The following is a 19,513-nucleotide window of genomic DNA, read 5'->3' on the forward strand; positions in this document are numbered from 1 at the left end:
GAAATTTGGTGAGTTTTCTTATGCCTTTTCACTAACACCCCGCAAAGCTTGAATAATCCTAGAAATTTTTATTTTTTTAATAATGCAAGAGGGATATAAGCAATCTACATATAAAAGCACATTTTCTAGTTGGGAAATATCGCATAAAACATAATTTTGGATACCATCAAATAAAGCTCTTTGGTGAAAGATATAAGGACCACTAATAAGTTTTACTCCAAAAAAAGCTGGTTCTATAGGATTATGCCCACCAATACCCTTCAAAAAACTTCCCCCTAGAATTACTAACTCCGCTAAAGCATAAAGATTATTTAAAACACCCATTTTATCTATTAAAACAAAAGGGAAATGCAAGGACTTTTCTATTCCCACTTTAGAGCTTACAACTAAATTAGGAAGATTATGGGATTTTAAAAGTGCATCTAAGGCTTGCTGAATACCCCCAATCCTCTCTAAATGTCGCGGGACAAAGAGGATTCTAGGACAATTTTCAAGGTCTTTAGGCAAAACCTTTAAAAGAGATTTTAAAATTAAAACTTCCTCTAATGTAGAATCTTTTTGGTGTGTACTTGCAATAACCCATATTTTTTGATTTGGAATTGGGTATTCTTGGGTAACTTGTGGATTAACACAAAGCTTTAAATTACCATATACTTCAACATCTTTAGCCCCTAATGCTTCAAAGTTTCTTTTATCCCCTCTCTTTTGGCAAAAAATTTTATCGATATAGCAAAAAAATCTCTTATAAAAAAACTTCCCTTTTTGGTATTTTTCAAAAGAAGAAATACGTGCATTAATCAAAAAAGTTTTTGCACCCTTTTTTTTAGCGTAAAAAACAGGCATAAGCCATAACTCTGCTTCAAAAAGCACAAAAGCTTTAAGAGAAAGATTCTGTATCCAAAAAGGAATAAAACTCTCAAAAGGTAAATAACAGACAATACACTTAGGATAATTCTCTTGTGCTAAAGTAAATCCGGTTTGTGTTATAGTAGTTAATAAGATTTTTTCATTATCTTTTAAAGCCTTTTCTAAAGCCTCCAAAACAGGTCCTAATGCCTTTATCTCACCAAAAGAACAAGCGTGAATCCAATAAATATCAGCACCCTCTTCTAAAAACTCTGGAATAAAAAAACGTCTCTTAAGGGATTCTTCATATTTAGATTTAAAAGAGAGTAAAAAAAGAATAGGTAAAGCACAAAAATGCACTAAAGACACTAAAATATAATAACAAAAAACAAAAAGATACATTAAATTTTAAGCGGTTTCTTCTTGGTTATAAAGAATTCTTCCACAATGAGGGCAAGTAATAATATCATCAGAGCGAATAACATCAGAATAAACTTTATCATTAATACGCATAAAACAACCACCACAAGCTTGTCTAGAAATAGAAACAACACTCGTATTTTTTGCCCATTTTCTAATCTTTTCATAAAAAGAAATGATTTTTTGATCCATCTTGATAACAAGTTTTTCTTTCTGGGAGAAAACTTCCTTTTGCTCTGCTTTTACTTTCTCCACCTCTCCTTGCACCTTAGTTTCAATAGCTTGTTGCTCTTTTTTATTGTTTTCAATCTTTTCTTTTAAAACATTAATAGCATCTTTTTTGCTCTCTAAAAGCACATTTAACCGGGCAATCTCCTCATTAGCGAAGGTGATTTGCTCTTTGGCTAATTCTTCTTCTAAATTTAATGCCTTATGTTCTTTTTCTGTTTTAATAAGCTTTATTTTTTTAGCAATTTCTTCTAATTTAGTGGAAAGTTCGTGTAAATGATTTTCATTTTTTCCAATAGCAAGGGAAATATCTTTAGCCACTCCTTGTAAAGATTCAATTTCACTATTGATTTGTTCTTCTTGTTCTAAAAGAATATCTAATTCTTTCTTAGCTTCTTGGATTCTTGGTTCAAAAGAATCAATTTCTTTATCAAGATTAGCAATCTTTATTAATTGATTTAAATGTTTATTCATAACAACTCCAAAATTAAATTTAGACAAAATTAAAGGGATTTTTTGAATGGGTTATTATAGCTTCATAGCCTTTTTTTGTCAAAATCGGAAATAAAATCTCACCAAAATAAGATTCTAATTCATAATGCCCACAATCTATTAAATGTATGCCTCTCTCTAGGGCTTCCATTGCATCGTGATATTTAATATCCCCTGTAATGAAACAATCTACTCCCTTTAAAGAGCGGATAAAACTAGCCCCACTTCCTGTTACTAAAGCAACTTTTTTGCAATTCTTATTATAAGATTGTGTAACCTTTAAATACTTAATTCCCATTCTACTTTTAAGCCTTTGGCATAATGCAAAAAAATCTCTCTCCCAGTCAAAAAACACAATAAAATCCTCTTGAATATATTCTTTAATCCCTAATATATTCCCAACAACATATTTCCCAAAATGCGTTTTATCAAAGTTAGTATGTATAGCAAGAAGTTGTATATTTTTCTTTAGGGCTAATTTTATTAAAGAAGCAGGATAGGAATCCTCAATTAATTGCTTAAGAGGAGAAAAAATCAAAGGATGATGAGTAATAAGCAGAGAATCTTCCTCTAAAGATTCTAAAACTTTTCTATCTACTTCTAAGGCTAAATAAATCTTATTAAATCCTTGCTCAAATCCTCCTAGAATTAAACCCGAATTATCCCAACTCTCTTGATAGCTAAAAGGCGTGATACTCTCTAAAAATTCGAAGATTTCTTGAGTTTTAAACCTTAATTTTTTTTGCATTTTCTAAACGCTCCATTCTTGCCTGTTCTTGCTCTTTATAAAGCATTGCACAAGCTTTTGATAAATCCCTAATCTTTAAAATATAATTTTGACGCTCTGTAGCAGAAATAGCCCTTCTAGCATCAAGAATATTAAATAAATGGCTAGCAAACATAGCACAATCATAAGCGGGTAAAGGTAATTTAGCTTCCAAAGCCCTTTTCCCCTCCTCTTGCATTTTAGTAAAAAATTCAAAAAGCATTGCAGTATCGGCTATTTCAAAATGGTATTTAGAAAACTCATATTCCCCCTGTAAATGCACATCTGCATAAGTATAAGATTCATTCCAAGCAATTTCAAAAACATTTTTTACACCTTGTAAATACATAGCAAGTCGCTCACTCCCATAAGTAATTTCTACAGCCACTGGCTCACAAGGAATCCCTCCTACTTGCTGAAAATAAGTAAATTGCGTAACCTCCATTCCATCAAGCCAAACTTCCCAACCTAATCCCCATGCCCCTAAAGTTGGAGATTCCCAATTATCCTCTACAAAGCGAACATCGTGATTTTTTAAATCCAATCCCAAAGATTCTAAACTCCTTAAATAAAGCTCTTGAATATTTGAAGGATTAGGCTTTATTAATACTTGAAATTGGTAATAACTCCCTAAACGATTAGGGTTTTCTCCATATCTCCCATCTGTTGGTCTCCTAGAGGGTGCAACATAAGCCACGCTCCAAGGCTTAGAATCCAAACTCCTTAATAAAGTTGCAGGATGAAAAGTCCCTGCTCCTGCTGGAATATCATAAGGCTGCAAGATTAAACAACCCTGCTCTTTCCAAAACTGCTGCAATTGTAATAAAATATCTGAAAAGTAGATCATTCCTTACTTCCTTAGCCATTGTAAAATATTTTGCTTCACTTCTTCTTTAGTAATGCTTTGTGTATGCACTATCTCTTTCTTAAAGAGATCTAAAATATTAGGCGATATTGTAAGGGAATATTTACTCGCAATTGCTTCTAAGGATTCTTTATCCCCCAAATCTCCCATTCCTAAAGCTTGAGATAAAGTCTTAGCAAACTTTGTCCATTCTGCAGTAGAACAAAGTATGCAAATGGCTTCATTATCATTTTTTATAATTTCCTCATAAGCTTTTATTCCACAAGCGGTATGGGGATCTAGTATAAAACCTGCATTAGCATATTCTCTTATTTTTTCTAAACAATACAAATCTTCACAATAAGTTGCTTGAAAATAAGTCTGTAATAACTTTAACTCCTCTTGGTTTAGAGCATATTTTTTATACTTTTGTAAATCCTCCATAAGCTCTCTAGTCCGATTTTTTCCAAAGAGAAAAAAAAGGATGCGTTCTACATTGGAACTTGTTAAAATATCCATAGCGGGGGAATAAGTTTTTTGTAAAACCCGATAAGAAATATCATAAACTCCACTCTCTATAAAATCTGTTAGAATATTATTTGCATTAGAGGCAATCCAAATTTTCTCGATGGGGAATCCCATATTTTTCGCATAAAAAGCCCCTAAAGCATTACCAAAATTCCCACTTGGGATAATAATATGTGCTTGTCTTTTATACAAAGAAAAACTTTGCAAACTAGCATAGATATGATAAAGAATCTGAAAAGCAATGCGTCCAAAATTAACAGAATTTGCAGCGCTTAAGGCTAAATTATTTTGAGTTAAACTTTGAAGAAATTGTTCATCTTTTAAAAGATTTTTAAGAATATTTTGTGCGTCATCAAAGTCCCCTTTTATGCCTATCACTTTAATATTCTTTGCCGCTATAGTTGTCATTTGAAGTGCTTGAATCTCACTAGTTCCACCTTCTGGATAAAGACAAACTACTTTGATTTTATCTTTATTAGCAAAACTCTCTAAAGTTGCTGGTCCTGTATCTCCGCTTGTAGCGACTAAAATAAGGTATTCCTTAGAAGAATCTTTTAAAAAAGCACTAAAAATCTCCCCAAAGGGTTGTAATGCCATATCTTTAAAAGCCCTTGTTGGACCACAATAGAGCTTTTGAATACTTAAGTTCTTATTAATCTTAGAGAGCGGAGCGGGAGTATTTTTATCATCAAACTTCTTATAAAGTGCTAAGGCATTAGCTAAAAGGCTTTGTGGTATATCTAATCCTAAAGATTGAAAGATTTTTTGGGCTAATTCCTCATAATCCATTCTTATAAAAGATTGTATCTCATCCTCTGAAAACTTCGGTAAATCTGCTAAAGTCCAAAGCCCACCATAGGGAGCATTAGGATTTAACACGCAACCTTTAAAATTAACAGAACAATCTCCTCCTCTAGTCCCAATAAATTTTTGTAACTGCACACAAAATCCTTTTCTTCAAGAAAATGGGATATTCTATCTTACATTCCCATAAATTACGCTAAAATGGCCATAGGGATTCTACAAGTTGTGTTCCCCAGCCTTTTTGAGTGCTTTTTTTAAGTTCTCCTTGCGTATCATACATAATTTTTGCATCGGCAATAAATTGGGATTGAATAGTATTATTTCTAGCAATATCGGTAGGACGCACAACTCCGCTTAAACGGATTATCTGTTTCTCTCCATTAATAAGCACTTCCCTGCTTCCTTCAATAAAATAATTCCCATTTTGCATAACTTTAATAATCCTTGCAGCAATGGTAGTAGTAAAGCTTTCTTGACGATTTTGGGTGCCTGTTCCGCTAAAAGTTGAAGTATTATTCCCAAGGTTTATCCCAAAACCTGTAGCGTTATTAATACTATTAACAAGACTTCCTATGCTAGAGCTTGCACCATTATAGCTTAAACTAGGTGCATTTAATGTTCCATTAGAGGTTTCATTAAGGTTTTTATTAGCACTTGAACTTGCTTGAGCGGTTTGGTTAATTACCACCGTTACTAAATCATTAAGCTGCATAGCTCTTCTATCAGAAAATAAAGCATTCTCTCCATTACCAAAAATGCTTCCGGGATTCCCAAAATTATCCTCTTCTTCCCTTGGAGGTAGCTCTTCAACATACGCAGGAGGTTTAAAAGAAATTTGTGGCTCTACTTTTGCACAACCACTTAAAATAGCCATATAAGCTACCCCAAAAAATAACAAGCCTTTTATAATTTCCTTTTTAAATCGCATAACATATCCTTATGGTAGCTCTCACAATAAGCCCAAATTTCAAAAATATTTTAAAGCAAAGCATATTCCATATTTTTAATATCCCCTAAAAATATTAAAAACTATTTATACTTAATTTTAAAGATTTTATAGATACAATCTCAAAACCATATAATTTAAGAGTATTCAATAATGAAAATGAAAGATTTCTCAAAGCTTAACAAAGCTTTCACAATAAATCGTGTAGATATTCAAAATTTTGGGATTCTCACACTTTTTATTCTTATTATTATTGGAATGGTAATTTATTATAGTGATAATATTTCTAATCCTTTACTTTTAGGTTTTACCGCCATTGTTGGAGGATATATGGCTTTAAACATTGGGGCTAATGATGTAGCCAACAATGTAGGACCTGCTGTAGGTTCAAAATCCCTCACAATGGCAGGTGCTATCACTATTGCTGTAATTTGTGAAATCTCTGGAGCATTAATTGCTGGAGGAGAAGTTGTCAATACCATAAGAACTAATATTATCTCACTTAAAAGTATCGAGGATACAAAAACTTTCATTACCCTAATGTTAGCAGCACTCATTTCAGGTGCTTTATGGCTACATTTTGCTACAACCATTGGTGCGCCAGTTTCTACAACACATTCTATTGTGGGGGGAGTTTTAGGTGCTGGAATTGTTGCTGGGGGTTTTAGTGTAGTCAATTGGGGGGAATTAAGCAAAATTATTCTAAGTTGGGTAGTCTCCCCTCTTGCAGGAGGAATCATTGCGGCTATCTTATTATTTTTTATGAAAAGCACTATTACCTATAAACAAAATAAGAAAATAGCCGCTCAAAAAATAGTTCCCTATCTCATTGCTTTTATGGTTTGGGCTTTTAGTCTCTATCTTATCAATAAAGGACTTAAAAAAGTTATTACCCTTGATTCATTAACAACTTTAACCATAAGCTTTAGTTTAGCTATTATTACTTTCTTTGTCGTTAGCCCCATAATACGCAATACTTTAGAAAAAATGGAAAACAAAAAAGAAGAAATTAGCAAACTCTTCACCATTCCCTTAATCTTTGCAGCAGCACTTTTAAGTTTCGCACACGGAGCTAATGATGTCGCAAATGCTATTGGACCTTTAGCTGCTATCAATGATGCTTTAAGGATAAATTTAGAAACGCAAAGTAGTATCAAAACGCCTTTTTGGATTATGCTCTTAGGAGGACTTGGAATCTCTATTGGTTTAGCACTTTTTGGACCAAAGCTTATAAAAGCTGTTGGTAATGAAATTACCGATTTAGACCAAATGCGTGCTTTTTGTATCGCAATGAGTGCTGCTTTAACCGTGCTTATTGCATCAGAAGTTGGAATGCCTGTTAGCTCCACACATATCGCCATCGGAGCTATTTTTGGAGTAGGATTTTTAAGAGAATACCTTAAAAAACGTTATAAAAAGATGGAATTAAAAATCCTAGCCTCTTATAAAGATAAAGATATAGAAAAAATCAAAGAATTTTTAGAAAAATTCAAGCAATCCTCTGTTAAGCGAAAAGCTTCTATTCTAAAAAACATTGACAAGAAAAAAGCTAAACAAAATACACAACTACCAGAATTTAAGAAAAAAGAATTAAAACAACTTAAAAAGGCTTATGAAGAAGAACTCGTGAAACGTTCTGCTATTAACAAAATTGTTTCTGCTTGGCTTATTACCGTTCCTGTCTCTGCTGTTATTGGAGGAATACTTTATTTTCTTTTTGATGTATTAGGATTTTAATATGCAAAAACCCCTTTATTTAATTGGTGATGTTCATGGATGCTTTGATACCCTCACAGCCCTTATCGAACAATTGCCCAAAAAATGGGAATCACAGATTATCTTTACAGGAGATTTAATCGATAGGGGCGATAAATCCTGTGAAGTCATTGATTTGCTTATTCAACATAATTTCAAAGCCATACTAGGTAATCACGAAGAATTAATGCTAGAGTATTATCACGCCATCCCTCCAAAGGGATATGGTAAGAATTGGATTAACAATGGTGGCTATGAGACTATGGAAAGCTACCAAAGAAATGGAGGATTTAAGAAAATCCACGAACATTTAGAATGGATTTTAGAGCTTCCTAGATTCCTTGAAATACCAACCCTTGATGAAAAAGGGCAAACACTCTTTATCACTCACGGATTTGGATTGCCCTATTATAGAGATAGGGATAAAAAGGCAGAGATTATAACTTGGAATCGTATGAAAATGCACGATTTAGAAAAAGAAAGCAATAAAAAATATGGGGTTTTTAATGTTTTTGGACACGATGTGCAAATCACACCTATGATTACAAACAACTTTGCTGCTATTGATACAGGTTGCGTTTATCATCAACGTTACACAACAGCTTCTCTTACAGCACTAGAGTGGCCTTCTAAAAAAATTTTTCAACAAAATTATTGTGGATAATTCTCACGCCATACATTCAATGCCGCAAAACTTTGACTTGTTGGCATTAGCTCTAAGGTATTGATATTAATATGTTTAGGTAAAGTAGTAACCCAATAGATGGCTTCAGCAATATCCTCTGGCTTTAGGGCATTAGAATCTTTATAAAGTGATTCCACCTTTTGCATATCTCCTTTAAACCGCACCAAAGAAAACTCGCTATCACTTGCAAGACCTGGCTCTATATCCGTTACCCTCACACAAGTTCCCGCTAAATCCGCTCGAAGATTAAGCACAAACTGCCTAACAAAAGCTTTACTTGCACCATATACATTACCACCTGGATAAGGGTATGTCCCAGCAATAGAACCTAAAGTAATAATATGCCCACTTCTCCTTTTAACCATTTGTGGCAAAATTAAATGCGTAATAGAAGTTAAAGCCTTAATATTAACTTCAATCATTTGCACCCAATCTGCAAAATCACATTTATCTGCACTCTCTAATCCCAAAGCGAGCCCTGCATTATTAACTAATATATCAATATTTTGATAATCTTTAGGCAAAGAAGAGAGATGATACTCTAAACCCTCCCTATTACAAATATCGCAAGGAATTATAAAGCACTCCTTAATCTCTTTTTGTAAAGATTCTAATCGTTCTTTGCGTCTTGCTAAAGCAATAATTCTATGACCCTCTTGTGCAAATCTTTTCGCAATTGCCCTTCCAAACCCAGCTGACGCCCCTGTTATAAAAACTACCATTTATATTCCTTTAAAATTTACATTGGCGAATAACTTCAAAATGATCTTTGATTTCTTTTTCTTTTTGTATTTCCTCTAAAGGTATTTTTTCCATAGTCAATCTTGCATTGATACAATCTTTTAATTGGTAATAACCCCAAGCTAAAGAATCAAGATAATACACATTTTGCGGTTCTTTTTGCAAGGCTTTTGTAACATATTGCATTCCCTCTTTAATATCTAAATTATGATCTATCATTAAATACCCCAAATAATTCCAATACAAAGCATCATCAAGTTTATTACTAACAATCTTTAAATCTTCCACTACCGATTCTAACATTTTTTTATCATTACGATTTTTAGCACTTTCATAAATCATCATAGCCTTCAAAGCTAAAAAATCAACATTATGAGTTTGTTTATAGATTCTATCTAATACTTCAATGCTCTTTTGATAATCCTTTTTATGCCGATAGATTTCTAAAAGGATTTCATCTGCTAAATGAATAGAGGAATTTTTCTCTAAAAAGCTTTGTGCTTGTGTTAAATTATTGAACTGAAAATAAATCTCTAAAACATTTTTTGCATAATTTTGCTCCCCTGTTGCCTTAAATAATTTCTCATATACTCTTGCTGCTTTTTTATAGGCTTTATCTTGCAAATAAATCATTGCAAGTTTCTCACCTATCATAGGCGAAACTCCATATTTTTGAATATGCCTTTCATAAAGTTCTATAGCTTTTTGCTTATTATTTAAAAATACAAAATAAGTAGAGGCTAACTTATCTAAAATTAAATCATTTTTCTCCAAAGCATAGGCTTGTTGCAAATATTCTATAGATTTTTGGTATTTCTTTTGCAGTAGATATACTGAAGAGATAATCTCTAAATTTTGCACATTTCTATGATTTTTTAATAAAATCATCGCTTCTTTTAATGCATTCTTTAAATCACCCTCTTTACTCAAAATACCAATTAAAGTCTGTCTCATATCCTCATCTTTTGGGTATTTTTCTAAATATTGCAAAGTTTTCTCTTTAGCCAAAATATATTCTTGTTCTAGCAGTAAAACCCCGATAATTTCTTTTAAATAACTCCTATTCCCACTTAAGTAGTAAGCTTCCAAAAAAGATTCTCTAGCCTCTTTTAAGTCTTGATTATCAAGTGCATTATAACCTTCTACAATCAAAACATCTTCTGGATTTTCTATTGTTTCAAACCTTTCTGATAAAAAGCTATTCATATTTGGAGTATTTATAGAACATCCCATAAACAACAAAACAATACTTAACAATACTATGCTTACTATTTTATTTCTTAACCACACCAATACATTCCTTTAATAAATCCTTAAAATCTTCTTCATAATCTTCCCAAAAGGGAAACCTTACACACTGACTAGGACGTTTTTGATAAATCTTACATTGTTTAGTCTTCTCATCAAAGAATACACAAGCATATCCCATACCATTTTGCATTTTTTTCTCAATGAGGGAATACCTATAACCCACTTTCTTAATAAATCTTAAACAAAAAGATTCAAAATCCATATTCATAAATTCTGCGATTTGCTTTATCTCATTAGGTGTTACAAAAATATATCCACGTTCTCCTATACAACACTTTCCTCCACATTCAAGGCATTTTTTCTCATCAAAAGTAAAATTAAACCCACTAATTTCTAACATTTAATGCTCCAAGTATTAGCTTTTGCATAAATTTCTTGAACCTCTTTTGTGAATCCTTGCTCATTATGCGTAAAAAGTGGAGGTAAAACCTGCATTGCGCTTTTAGAATCTTTTTTTGCACGGCATAATATTAAAGTAGCTTCTTTATCAATTTTAGGATAAACAAAACGTATGGTAATAGGTCGGATATTATACTGTATCAAGGTATAAAATAGCTTATAGCTTGATTTACAATCATAACAAAATATAAACTCTCCTTTAGGTTTTAGAATAGAATCAATCTTTTTTACCATTAATTCAAAAGGTAGATTCTCCTCATACCTTGCTTCATAAATGGTTTTCTTAGCACTTTTAATAACTCCGCTATGATAAAAGGGGGGGTTACTTATAATTCTATCAAACCGCAAATTCAAAAAATCATACATTAAAAAATCCCCAAAAATTACATTGGCGCAAACTTTATTAATTCTTAGATTATTCCTGCAAAATTCCATCATTGTCGCATTTTTTTCAATGATATGCAACTTCACTTCTCTGTCTCTTGCGCACAATAAACTAAGTATTCCACTCCCAGCTCCAACCTCTAAAACCTCTTGTCTAGGCTTTATAAATGGTAGCATAAAAGCATATAAAAACAAGGTATCACTATTATAACAATAGCCATTTTTTGGCTGATAAATCTGCAAATCTTCCTCATTATCATTGAAATACCTTATCATTATAGCAAATATCTATACCAAACCTTAAAGAATAATCTCTTTTTTATCAAGAATCTAAAACCCCTAAATGACTAGATTTTTTTAATAAGTAATTAGCAATATTCATAATGCCTAAGCTGCTTGGAGGCGATTCATTAATCACTATTATTGATGGAAATAATTTTATAATTTTCTAAAATTTTACTTGCTACAATAGTGAAAATAATTTACTTTATCTAGGGTATTTGTAATGACTTTTAATGCAGCATTAGATTCTATTTCTACCTATGAAGCAGGAAAACCTATCGAACTTGTTGTTAGAGAATTTGGAATCAAAGAAGATGAAATTATTAAACTTGCCTCTAATGAAAATCCTTTAGGTGCTAGCCCTAAAGCACTTCAAAGTATCATTAAAAATGCCCCTAATATCTATCTTTATCCTGATGATTCAATGTTTGCACTCAAAGAAAGTTTAAGCCAACACTTCCAAGTTTCTACCAATGAAATCATTATTGGTGCAGGAAGTGACCAAATTATCGAATTCTGTATTCATGCAAAAGCTAATGAAAATAGCAAAATCTTAATGGCTAAAACAACCTTTGCGATGTATGAAATTTATTCTAAAGCAGTAGGGGCTAAAGTTATTAGAACACCAGGGGAAGTCCATAATTTAGCAGAGTTTTTAGAATACTATAACACCTATCATCCCTCCATTATCTTTCTTTGTGTCCCTAATAATCCTTTAGGGGATTGTTTAGATAGAGTAGATATTTATAAATTCCTCAAACAAATTAATGAAGATACCCTTGTTATTATTGATGGAGCTTATCAAGAATACGCCAAAGCCAAAGATAATGATAAGAATATTGACCCTAAAGAGCTTATCAAATCTTTTCCTAATGCTATCTATTTAGGGACTTTTTCTAAAGCCTATGGGCTTGGGGGTATGCGTATAGGATATGGAATTGCTGAAAAATCCATTATAAAGGCACTCTCTAAACTTCGTCCTCCTTTTAATGTAACAACACTTTCACTCCTAGCAGCCCTAGAAGCCCTAAAAGACCAAGAACATATCCAAAAAAGTCTCCAAAATAATTTAGAACAAATGCCTTATTTTGAAGCTTTTGCCAAAGAACAAGGCTTTGATTATATACCCTCTTACACCAATTTCATTACTTATTTGCTTAAAGAAATTGACTCTACACAAATTAGTGATTTCTTACTACAAAGAGGAGTAATTATTAGGAATTTATCTTCTTATGGGTTAAATGCTATTAGAATAACCATAGGGACAAAAGAACAAAATCAAAAATTCTTTGCCTTATTTCATCATTTTTTAAGCCAAAGATAGGGAATTAAACATTGGATTTAAAAGCATTATTTGACCAAATTAGAAGTCTTTATAAAAGGCTCAATCAAAAACAAAAAATTGTTATTGTAGGGACAATTATTGCTATTGTTGGTTTTATTTCGGCTTTAATTGTTTGGAACTCTATGAATAACAAAGCCGGGATTTTATACCCAGGTTATGCCGTTTTATTTGAAGGAGTAAGCCCAGAAGATGGTGCCTTAATCATTCAGCAGCTCCAACAAGATAATATTAACTATAAGATTCCTAAAGATAATACTATTTTAATCCCTCAACAATTTGTCTATGAACAAAGAATGAAGCTTGCTAGTAATGGGATTCCAAAAAGTAGCAAGGTAGGTTTTGAAATTTTTGATACCAAAGATTTTGGAGCGACAGATTTTGATCAAAGGATTAAATATCTACGCGCCATTGAAGGAGAATTAGCACGAACCATTGAAAGCCTCTCCCCCATTCAAAAAGCAACAGTGCATTTAGCCCAACCAGAAAAAACCGTTTTTGTTAGTCAGCAAACTCCTCCTACCGCTTCGGTTGTATTAGTGTTCAAACCCTCTCAAACTCTAACACCCAAACAAATCTCGGGGATTAAAAATATTGTTTCCTCTGCCGTCCCTAATCTAACTGTCGAGAATGTAGAAGTTGTCAATGAAAAAGGAGAACCCCTTAGTGAGCTAGATGAATTAGGTGGAGCTAGAGAGCTTGCAGCAGCACAATTACGTTATAAAACAAATTTTGAACAAACATTAGAAGCAAAAATTATCAATATCTTAGCCCCTATTACAGGAGGGGTTGAAGGGGTGGTCGCCAAAGTAACTGCAGAATTTGATTTCGCCCAAAAAGAAAGCACTCAAGAATATTATGACCCCACCAATGTTATAAGAAGCGAACAAAATCTTGAAGAAAAAAGGGAAGGTTTTACCCCTAAAGAAATTGGAGGAGTCCCCGGAGTTGTAAGCAACATTGGACCTGTGCAAGGATTAGAAGATGAAAATACTAAAGAAAAATATGAAAAATCCCAAACTACCACTAATTATGAAGTTAGCAAAACCATTTCTAATATTAAAGGTGAATTTGCAACCATTAGACGGCTTTCAGCTGCCGTTGTTGTGGATGGTAAATACCAAAAAGAGCTTGATGAGCAAGGGGTAGAGAAGCTACAATATATTGCTTTAAACGAACAAGAAATGGAACAAATCTCTAATCTAGTGCGTCAAGCTATCGGATATAATCAACAAAGAGGCGATGAAGTCTCTGTAAGTAATTTTCAGCTTAATGGACAAGTCTCTGGATTTAGGGCTAGAACTCCACTGGAACGTTTCTTAGAAACTGCCCAATCACTCTTAGAACCTTTTATGCCACTACTTAAATATGTCATTGTTGGTATTATTCTTTTCTTATTTTACAAAAAGATTATCCTACCCTTTAGCGAGAGAATGCTTGAAGCTAGAGTTGATGAGGAAGAAGAAATTGAATCTTTACTTAAAGTTGATGAAGATGAAGAGCTTGATAATGATAAACAAAATGAAATGCGAAAACGTATTGAAGATCAGCTTGGATTTGGAAACTCTAATGAAGACCAAATTAAATACAATGTGCTTTTAGAAAAAATTAGAGAGCTTGCTGTAGAAAAACCAACAGAATTAGCCAATCTTTTTCAAACTTTAGTTCATGATGAATTAGGGCTTGATGGCGGAGGAAATTTATCAAAAGGAGGGAAACTCTAATGTCTTCTATCACCCTTAGCCCTAGACAACAAGCACAATATGATGAGCTTTCTATGTCAGAAAAGATCGCTATCTTACTTGTGCAATTAGGTGATGAGATTACTGGCGAGATTTTCTCTCATTTAGATTTAGATTCTATTACAGAAGTCTCTAAATACATTGCCCAAAATGCCGGTATTGACAAAGCTATTGCTGGAGCGATTTTAGAAGAATTTTATGCTATCTTTCAATCTAATCAATACATTTCTACAGGTGGCTTTGAATACGCTAAAGAATTACTTTATCGGACATTAGGACCAGAGGCTGCTAAAAAAGTCTTAGATAAACTTGCAAAATCTATGCAGTCTTCACAAAATTTTTCTTATCTCTCAAGGGTGCGTCCTCAACAACTATCAGACTTTATTATTCACGAACACCCCCAAACTATTGCCCTCATTCTTGCCCATATGGACCCTTCTAATGCTGCGGAGACCTTAAATTTTTTCTCGGATGATTTAAGGGCAGAAATTGCTATTCGTATGGCAAATTTAGGAGATATTTCCCCTAATGTTGTCAAAAGAGTATCAACTGTGCTAGAAAACAAATTAGAATCACTTACAAGTTATAAAGTCGAGGTGGGTGGAACTAGGGCAGTAGCAGAGGTATTTAACCGCTTAGGGCAAAAATCTGCTAAATCAACCATTGCTTATATCGAACAAATTGATGATCAATTAGCAGCGGCTATTAAAGAAATGATGTTTACTTTTGAAGATATTGAAAAACTAGATAACAACGCTATTAGAGAAATCTTAAAAGTTGCCGATAAAAAAGATTTAATTTTAGCCCTTAAGGCATCTCCAGAAGAATTAAAGCAAAAATTTATGAGTAGTATGTCCCAAAGAGCAGGAGAACAATTCTTAGAAGAAATGCAATATTTAGGTGCTGTTAAAGTTAAAGATGTAGAATCTGCACAAAGACGCATTGTAGAGAGTGTGCAAACACTCTCTGAACAAGGCATAATACAAATCGGAGAACAAGAGGATACCATTGAATAATCTTAATGAATACGAAAATATTATACCTGAAGAGCATAAATCAAAACACGATATTAAAAAATATAGTTTTAGAAATATGGAAATAAAAAAAACTCCTATTGTTAAAGAAAAACAAGATATTGATAATACACCACAAGAACAAACTTCCCCACCACAAGAGCAAACCGAAAATCAATCCATAGAGACACCAAATCTTAGTATTCCCTCTTTGAAGCTTTTTGAGACGGAAGTTGTAGATAAAATCTTACAAAAAAGTGATGTCTTAGCACAATCCTTGCAAAAACTTCAAGAACAATTTGATAAACAAGAGAAAGAATTTGACCAAAGAGTGAATGCAGTAAAATTAGAATCTAAAGAATTAGGCTATAAAGAGGGATATGAAGCCGCTAAAGCAGAACTAGAAGCCCAAATTAATAGCCAAAAAGAACTTTATAACCTAAGCATTCAACGCATTGATCAAAATATTGCAGAATCTAAAAATCATATTTTAAACTTAGAGAAAGAATTAAGTGCTATTGCCTTAGATATTGCTAAAGAAATTATCACCACAGAAGTAAGTAATAATAGCTCAAAAATAGCTGCTGCTTTAGCAAGAACCCTCCTTGAAAATGTCGCGAAAAATACAGAAGTTACTTTAAAAGTCTTTCCTGGAGACTTAGAGGATTTAAAAGAATCCCTAAAGGATTTAACAAATATTGTGCTACAAGCCGACCAAGCCATTGCAAAAGGTGGAGTCGTAATTTTAAGCAAAGAAGGAAATATTGATGGGGATATTCACTTACGTTTTGCAACACTAAAAAAATCTATCCTCAATAATAAAGAGTAAGAAATGGCTTTAGAAAAAAGATTCCTAGATATTTTACAAAAGAGCAAATATCAAGATGAAGATTATGCAATTCTTAATGAATTAGCAACCCATATCCGCAAAAGAATCTTAGAGGTTGTTTCTAAAAATGGAGGGCATTTAAGCCCTACCTTAGGGGCTGTGGAATTAATTATTGGAATGCATTGCGTATTTGATAGCCCCAATGATCCTTTTATCTTTGATGTTAGCCATCAAGCCTATGCCCACAAACTCTTAACAAATCGTTGGGATTGCTTTGATAGCTTACGACAAACTGATGGGATTAGTGGTTTTACTAGACCCCAAGAAAGTCCCTATGACTATTTCATTGCAGGGCATAGCTCTACCTCTCTTTCTTTAGGGGTTGGGGCAGCAAAAGCCATCGCCTTAAACAAAGATTCAAAAGTCCCTGTAGTGCTTATTGGAGATGGTGCGATGAGCGCTGGATTAGCCTATGAAGCCCTTAATGAATTAGGGGATAGAAAATACCCCCTTGTTATTATCCTTAATGATAATGAAATGAGTATTGCTCAACCCATTGGGGCTATTAGTAAATACCTCTCCCAAATTATTGCTGGAAAATTTGTGCAAAATATCAAAAACAAAATAGGTAACATTATCAACAAAATGCCAAATGCTAGTTATCTTGCTAAACGTTTTGAAGAATCACTAAAACTCATAACACCTGGAATGCTCTTTGAAGAATTAGGATTAGAATATATTGGACCTATTGATGGGCATAACTTAAAAGAAATTATCAACACTTTAAAAATCGCTAAAGATATGCAAAAGCCTGTCGTTATCCACGCACAAACCCTCAAGGGCAAAGGATACTCTATAGCTGAGGGTTGTTTAGAGCAATGGCACGGTGTTAGCCCTTTTAATTTACAAAATGGACTTACATTAAGTAATTCTGCTAACCTAAGTCCTACACAGGTTTTTGCTAATACACTCTTAGATCTTGCAAAAGAAGATTCAAAGGTTGTAGGCATTACCGCTGCAATGCCAAGTGGAACAGGACTTGATTTATTAATACAAAATTTCCCTGAACGTTTTTGGGATGTAGCCATTGCTGAAGCTCACGCAACCACACAAGCAAGTGCCTTAGCAAAAGAGGGTTTTAAACCCTTTGTAGCTATTTATTCTACCTTTTTGCAACGTGCCTTTGATCAACTCATCCACGATGTAGGCATTATGAAAACTCCGGTGAAATTTGCCATAGATAGGGCGGGTATTGTTGGAGAGGATGGAGAAACTCATCAAGGTGCTTTTGATATTTCTTATCTTAACCTCATCCCTAATTTTACGATTTTTGCCCCAAGGGATAATGCCACTTTAAAAGAAGCACTTTATTTTGCTAAAGACTTTAATGGAGGACCATGTGCATTTCGCTATCCTAGAAAAGCCTTTAAATTAGAATCAGGCATTATCCTACCAACACCTTTTAAATTAGGAAAATTAGAAATCTTACAAACAAGCCCTAGTGATATTTTATTTATAGGTTATGGGAATGGGGTAGGAAAAGCCCTTAATTGCGCAAAAATACTCAAAGAAAAATATACTAAAGAATGTGCGGTAGTAGATTTGCGTTTTGCAAAACCCTTAGATGAAAATTCCTTGCTAGACTTAGCAAAAGCTTATAAACAATGGTTTGTCTTTAGTGATAGTAGCAAGATTGGCGGAATTGGTGATATACTTAATAGCTTTTTGCAAAAACACCATTTACAAATCTCCCTAACCTCTTTTGAATATGAAGATTTTTTTATTCCTCACGGAAAGGTAGAAGAAATTGAATCTAAACTTGGCTTAGATGAAAAGAGTATTCTTACAAAAATACTCAACAGGAAAAATTAAAATGAAAAAGTTATGCCTTATACTAATCTTTGTATGTAATTGCTACGCTTTAGATTTAGAAAGTTTTGAACAAGAATACCAACAACAACCTATTAACGATCCTCTAGAAAAATATAACCGCTTTATGAATAAAGTCAATTGGAAATTTTACGACTATATTTTCTCTCCTGTGCTTAAAGGCTATAATTGGATAATGCCCCTTGGCTTTAGAATGGGGATTGAAAATTTTTTTGAAAATCTTAACTCTCCTCTACGATTTTTAGGACATATGCTAGTCTTACAACCCCAAGATGCACTCAATGAATTAGGAAGATTTAGCCTAAATAGCACAGTAGGAATGTTGGGCTTTTTTGATGTTGCTTCTGCTAATAAGCTTTATTCTAAAGATACAGATTTTGGAATTGTATTTGGCAAATGGGGGATTGGTGAAGGTTTTCCTCTTGTATTACCCATACTTGGGCAAAGCAATTTACGCGACACTCTTGCCTTGCCCCTAAATTCGTTTGCAACTCCTATAACCTATGTCAAACCAACTTCTTATGCAGTGGGACTTTATGTAATTGACAAGATTGTTTATGCGGCTCAACGTAAGGATATTTTAGATAGTATAAGAAAAGAGAGTTTAGATGATTATATTGTAATGCGTCAATCCTATCAAGCCTATCGAGATAAATTAATTAAGGAGTAATTGATTATGAAAATTCTTATAAGCCTTTGTCTATTCTTCAATCTAACTTTTGCATTACCCTTTAATGCTATTCACTCTACTATGGAACAAAATATTCACAAATCCTTGCAAATCCTGCAAACCTCTCAAGAAAGCACCGAAGCAATCGCACAAAAGATTTTTGCAATCTTTGATGATATTTTTGATTGGGAGCTTATGGCTAAACTCTCCCTCTCTCAATCTTATAATACTCTCTCCCTTGATGACCAAAAACTTTTTAATCAAGTCTTTGAAAACAATGTAAAAAAAAACTTCACCGATAAATTGCGTCTTTACAAGAATCAAACCTTTGAAGTCTTAGAGGGAACGCTAGTGCAACCTAATCGTTATCACTTAAAAACTTCTATTATCATTGATGGAAAGGTTAATTACATTATTTTTAAATTCTATCCCAAAGAACAAGAAAATTGGAAAATCTATGACGCTGATGTTTTAGGGATTAGCATCATACAAACCTACCGCTCACAATTTGCAGATATTTTAAAACGTTATGATTTTACAACACTTATGCAAAAGCTACAAAGTGAAATCACTCTTGATATTAAATAACTTCTGGC

19 protein-coding genes are annotated in these 19,513 nt (G+C 33.2%); 9 read left to right on the forward strand and 10 right to left on the reverse strand.

Features of this window, described 5'->3' with window-relative positions:
- Positions 1-18: 18 nt before the first annotated feature.
- The 6 genes from waaA to flgH are packed head-to-tail and all read right to left on the reverse strand — an operon-like array spanning position 19 to position 5,835.
- Positions 19-1,248 (reverse strand): lipid IV(A) 3-deoxy-D-manno-octulosonic acid transferase, encoded by a 1,230-nt coding sequence (gene waaA, locus LS72_RS00095; protein WP_034553090.1) that lies wholly within the window; start codon positions 1,246-1,248, stop codon positions 19-21.
- A 6-nt stretch (positions 1,249-1,254) separates the two neighbouring features.
- A complete protein-coding gene (locus LS72_RS00100) occupies positions 1,255-1,968 on the reverse strand; it encodes a zinc ribbon domain-containing protein (RefSeq protein ID WP_034553092.1) in 714 nt (237 codons plus the stop codon).
- 19 nt (positions 1,969-1,987) lie between these two features.
- Positions 1,988-2,734: a Nif3-like dinuclear metal center hexameric protein gene (locus LS72_RS00105; RefSeq protein WP_138154859.1), complete on the reverse strand. Its 747-nt coding sequence runs from the start codon at positions 2,732-2,734 to the stop codon at positions 1,988-1,990.
- Positions 2,712-3,599 (reverse strand): glycine--tRNA ligase subunit alpha, encoded by an 888-nt coding sequence (gene glyQ / locus LS72_RS00110; protein WP_034552451.1) that lies wholly within the window; start codon positions 3,597-3,599, stop codon positions 2,712-2,714. Before glyQ ends, LS72_RS00105 begins: the two co-directional genes overlap by 23 nt.
- 3 nt (positions 3,600-3,602) lie before the next feature.
- Positions 3,603-5,066: a threonine synthase gene (gene thrC, locus LS72_RS00115; RefSeq protein WP_034552453.1), complete on the reverse strand. Its 1,464-nt coding sequence runs from the start codon at positions 5,064-5,066 to the stop codon at positions 3,603-3,605.
- A 58-nt stretch (positions 5,067-5,124) separates the two neighbouring features.
- Positions 5,125-5,835, reverse strand: coding sequence for a flagellar basal body L-ring protein FlgH (flgH, locus tag LS72_RS00120; protein ID WP_414458053.1), 711 nt, complete (start codon positions 5,833-5,835; stop codon positions 5,125-5,127).
- A gap of 192 nt (positions 5,836-6,027) precedes the next feature.
- Here flgH and LS72_RS00125 point away from each other — a divergent pair, with 192 nt between their 5' ends.
- Together LS72_RS00125 and LS72_RS00130 are read left to right on the forward strand one after the other, a co-directional pair.
- Positions 6,028-7,611 (forward strand): inorganic phosphate transporter, encoded by a 1,584-nt coding sequence (locus LS72_RS00125; protein WP_034552458.1) that lies wholly within the window; start codon positions 6,028-6,030, stop codon positions 7,609-7,611.
- A 1-nt stretch (position 7,612) separates the two neighbouring features.
- Entirely contained in the window at positions 7,613-8,293 is a 681-nt protein-coding gene (locus LS72_RS00130; RefSeq protein ID WP_034552461.1) for a metallophosphoesterase, read from the forward strand.
- On the opposite strand, the gene LS72_RS00135 is transcribed toward LS72_RS00130, so the two are convergent.
- Genes LS72_RS00135 through LS72_RS00150 form a run of 4 tightly spaced genes read right to left on the reverse strand, consistent with a single transcriptional unit; the run spans position 8,281 to position 11,425 of the window.
- The gene (locus LS72_RS00135) at positions 8,281-9,036 is read right to left on the reverse strand and encodes an SDR family NAD(P)-dependent oxidoreductase (protein WP_034552464.1); all 756 of its coding nucleotides are present in this window, start codon (positions 9,034-9,036) and stop codon (positions 8,281-8,283) included. The two genes, LS72_RS00130 and LS72_RS00135, sit on opposite strands and share 13 nt — an antisense overlap.
- Before the next feature lie 10 nt (positions 9,037-9,046).
- Complete coding sequence (locus LS72_RS00140) at positions 9,047-10,345, reverse strand: tetratricopeptide repeat protein (protein WP_034552466.1); 1,299 nt, start codon at positions 10,343-10,345, stop codon at positions 9,047-9,049.
- Entirely contained in the window at positions 10,329-10,706 is a 378-nt protein-coding gene (locus LS72_RS00145) for a YkgJ family cysteine cluster protein (protein ID WP_034552468.1), read from the reverse strand. Before LS72_RS00145 ends, LS72_RS00140 begins: the two co-directional genes overlap by 17 nt.
- The gene (locus LS72_RS00150) at positions 10,700-11,425 is read right to left on the reverse strand and encodes a tRNA1(Val) (adenine(37)-N6)-methyltransferase (RefSeq protein ID WP_238700645.1); all 726 of its coding nucleotides are present in this window, start codon (positions 11,423-11,425) and stop codon (positions 10,700-10,702) included. Before LS72_RS00150 ends, LS72_RS00145 begins: the two co-directional genes overlap by 7 nt.
- Positions 11,426-11,654: 229 nt before the next feature.
- On the opposite strand from LS72_RS00150, the gene hisC reads away from it, so the two are divergent.
- Genes hisC through LS72_RS00185 form a run of 7 tightly spaced genes read left to right on the forward strand, consistent with a single transcriptional unit; the run spans position 11,655 to position 19,505 of the window.
- On the forward strand, positions 11,655-12,755 hold the full coding sequence (gene hisC, locus LS72_RS00155) for a histidinol-phosphate transaminase (RefSeq protein WP_034552470.1): 1,101 nt from the start codon (positions 11,655-11,657) through the stop codon (positions 12,753-12,755).
- An 11-nt stretch (positions 12,756-12,766) separates the two neighbouring features.
- Entirely contained in the window at positions 12,767-14,497 is a 1,731-nt protein-coding gene (gene fliF, locus LS72_RS00160; protein ID WP_034552472.1) for a flagellar basal-body MS-ring/collar protein FliF, read from the forward strand.
- On the forward strand, positions 14,497-15,531 hold the full coding sequence (fliG, locus tag LS72_RS00165) for a flagellar motor switch protein FliG (RefSeq protein WP_034552475.1): 1,035 nt from the start codon (positions 14,497-14,499) through the stop codon (positions 15,529-15,531). The genes fliF and fliG overlap by 1 nt, the downstream gene beginning before the upstream one ends.
- Positions 15,524-16,357, forward strand: a complete 834-nt coding sequence (gene fliH / locus LS72_RS00170; RefSeq protein WP_034552477.1) for a flagellar assembly protein FliH — start codon at positions 15,524-15,526, stop codon at positions 16,355-16,357. Before fliG ends, fliH begins: the two co-directional genes overlap by 8 nt.
- A gap of 3 nt (positions 16,358-16,360) precedes the next feature.
- Positions 16,361-18,229: a 1-deoxy-D-xylulose-5-phosphate synthase gene (gene dxs, locus LS72_RS00175; RefSeq protein ID WP_084590117.1), complete on the forward strand. Its 1,869-nt coding sequence runs from the start codon at positions 16,361-16,363 to the stop codon at positions 18,227-18,229.
- A gap of 1 nt (position 18,230) precedes the next feature.
- A complete protein-coding gene (locus tag LS72_RS00180) occupies positions 18,231-18,917 on the forward strand; it encodes an MlaA family lipoprotein (RefSeq protein WP_034552509.1) in 687 nt (228 codons plus the stop codon).
- A gap of 6 nt (positions 18,918-18,923) precedes the next feature.
- Positions 18,924-19,505, forward strand: coding sequence for a Tgt2/MlaC family protein (locus LS72_RS00185; RefSeq protein WP_034552480.1), 582 nt, complete (start codon positions 18,924-18,926; stop codon positions 19,503-19,505).
- Positions 19,506-19,513 lie beyond the last annotated feature (8 nt).

The sequence above is a fragment of the Helicobacter apodemus genome, from assembly GCF_000765745.2.
In the GTDB taxonomy this organism is placed as follows: domain Bacteria; phylum Campylobacterota; class Campylobacteria; order Campylobacterales; family Helicobacteraceae; genus Helicobacter_D; species Helicobacter_D apodemus.

Bases quoted from the DNA above. Each gene is read 5' to 3' on its own strand.
- waaA (WP_034553090.1), bottom strand. From the start codon at position 1,248: ATGTATCTTTTTGTTTTTTGTTATTATATTTTAGTGTCTTTAGTGCAT.
- LS72_RS00100 (WP_034553092.1), bottom strand. From the start codon at position 1,968: ATGAATAAACATTTAAATCAATTAATAAAGATTGCTAATCTTGATAAA.
- LS72_RS00105 (WP_138154859.1), bottom strand. From the start codon at position 2,734: ATGCAAAAAAAATTAAGGTTTAAAACTCAAGAAATCTTCGAATTTTTA.
- glyQ (WP_034552451.1), bottom strand. From the start codon at position 3,599: ATGATCTACTTTTCAGATATTTTATTACAATTGCAGCAGTTTTGGAAA.
- LS72_RS00125 (WP_034552458.1), top strand. From the start codon at position 6,028: ATGAAAATGAAAGATTTCTCAAAGCTTAACAAAGCTTTCACAATAAAT.
- LS72_RS00130 (WP_034552461.1), top strand. From the start codon at position 7,613: ATGCAAAAACCCCTTTATTTAATTGGTGATGTTCATGGATGCTTTGAT.
- LS72_RS00135 (WP_034552464.1), bottom strand. From the start codon at position 9,036: ATGGTAGTTTTTATAACAGGGGCGTCAGCTGGGTTTGGAAGGGCAATT.
- LS72_RS00145 (WP_034552468.1), bottom strand. From the start codon at position 10,706: ATGTTAGAAATTAGTGGGTTTAATTTTACTTTTGATGAGAAAAAATGC.
- LS72_RS00150 (WP_238700645.1), bottom strand. From the start codon at position 11,425: ATGATAAGGTATTTCAATGATAATGAGGAAGATTTGCAGATTTATCAG.
- hisC (WP_034552470.1), top strand. From the start codon at position 11,655: ATGACTTTTAATGCAGCATTAGATTCTATTTCTACCTATGAAGCAGGA.
- fliG (WP_034552475.1), top strand. From the start codon at position 14,497: ATGTCTTCTATCACCCTTAGCCCTAGACAACAAGCACAATATGATGAG.
- dxs (WP_084590117.1), top strand. From the start codon at position 16,361: ATGGCTTTAGAAAAAAGATTCCTAGATATTTTACAAAAGAGCAAATAT.
- LS72_RS00180 (WP_034552509.1), top strand. From the start codon at position 18,231: ATGAAAAAGTTATGCCTTATACTAATCTTTGTATGTAATTGCTACGCT.
- LS72_RS00185 (WP_034552480.1), top strand. From the start codon at position 18,924: ATGAAAATTCTTATAAGCCTTTGTCTATTCTTCAATCTAACTTTTGCA.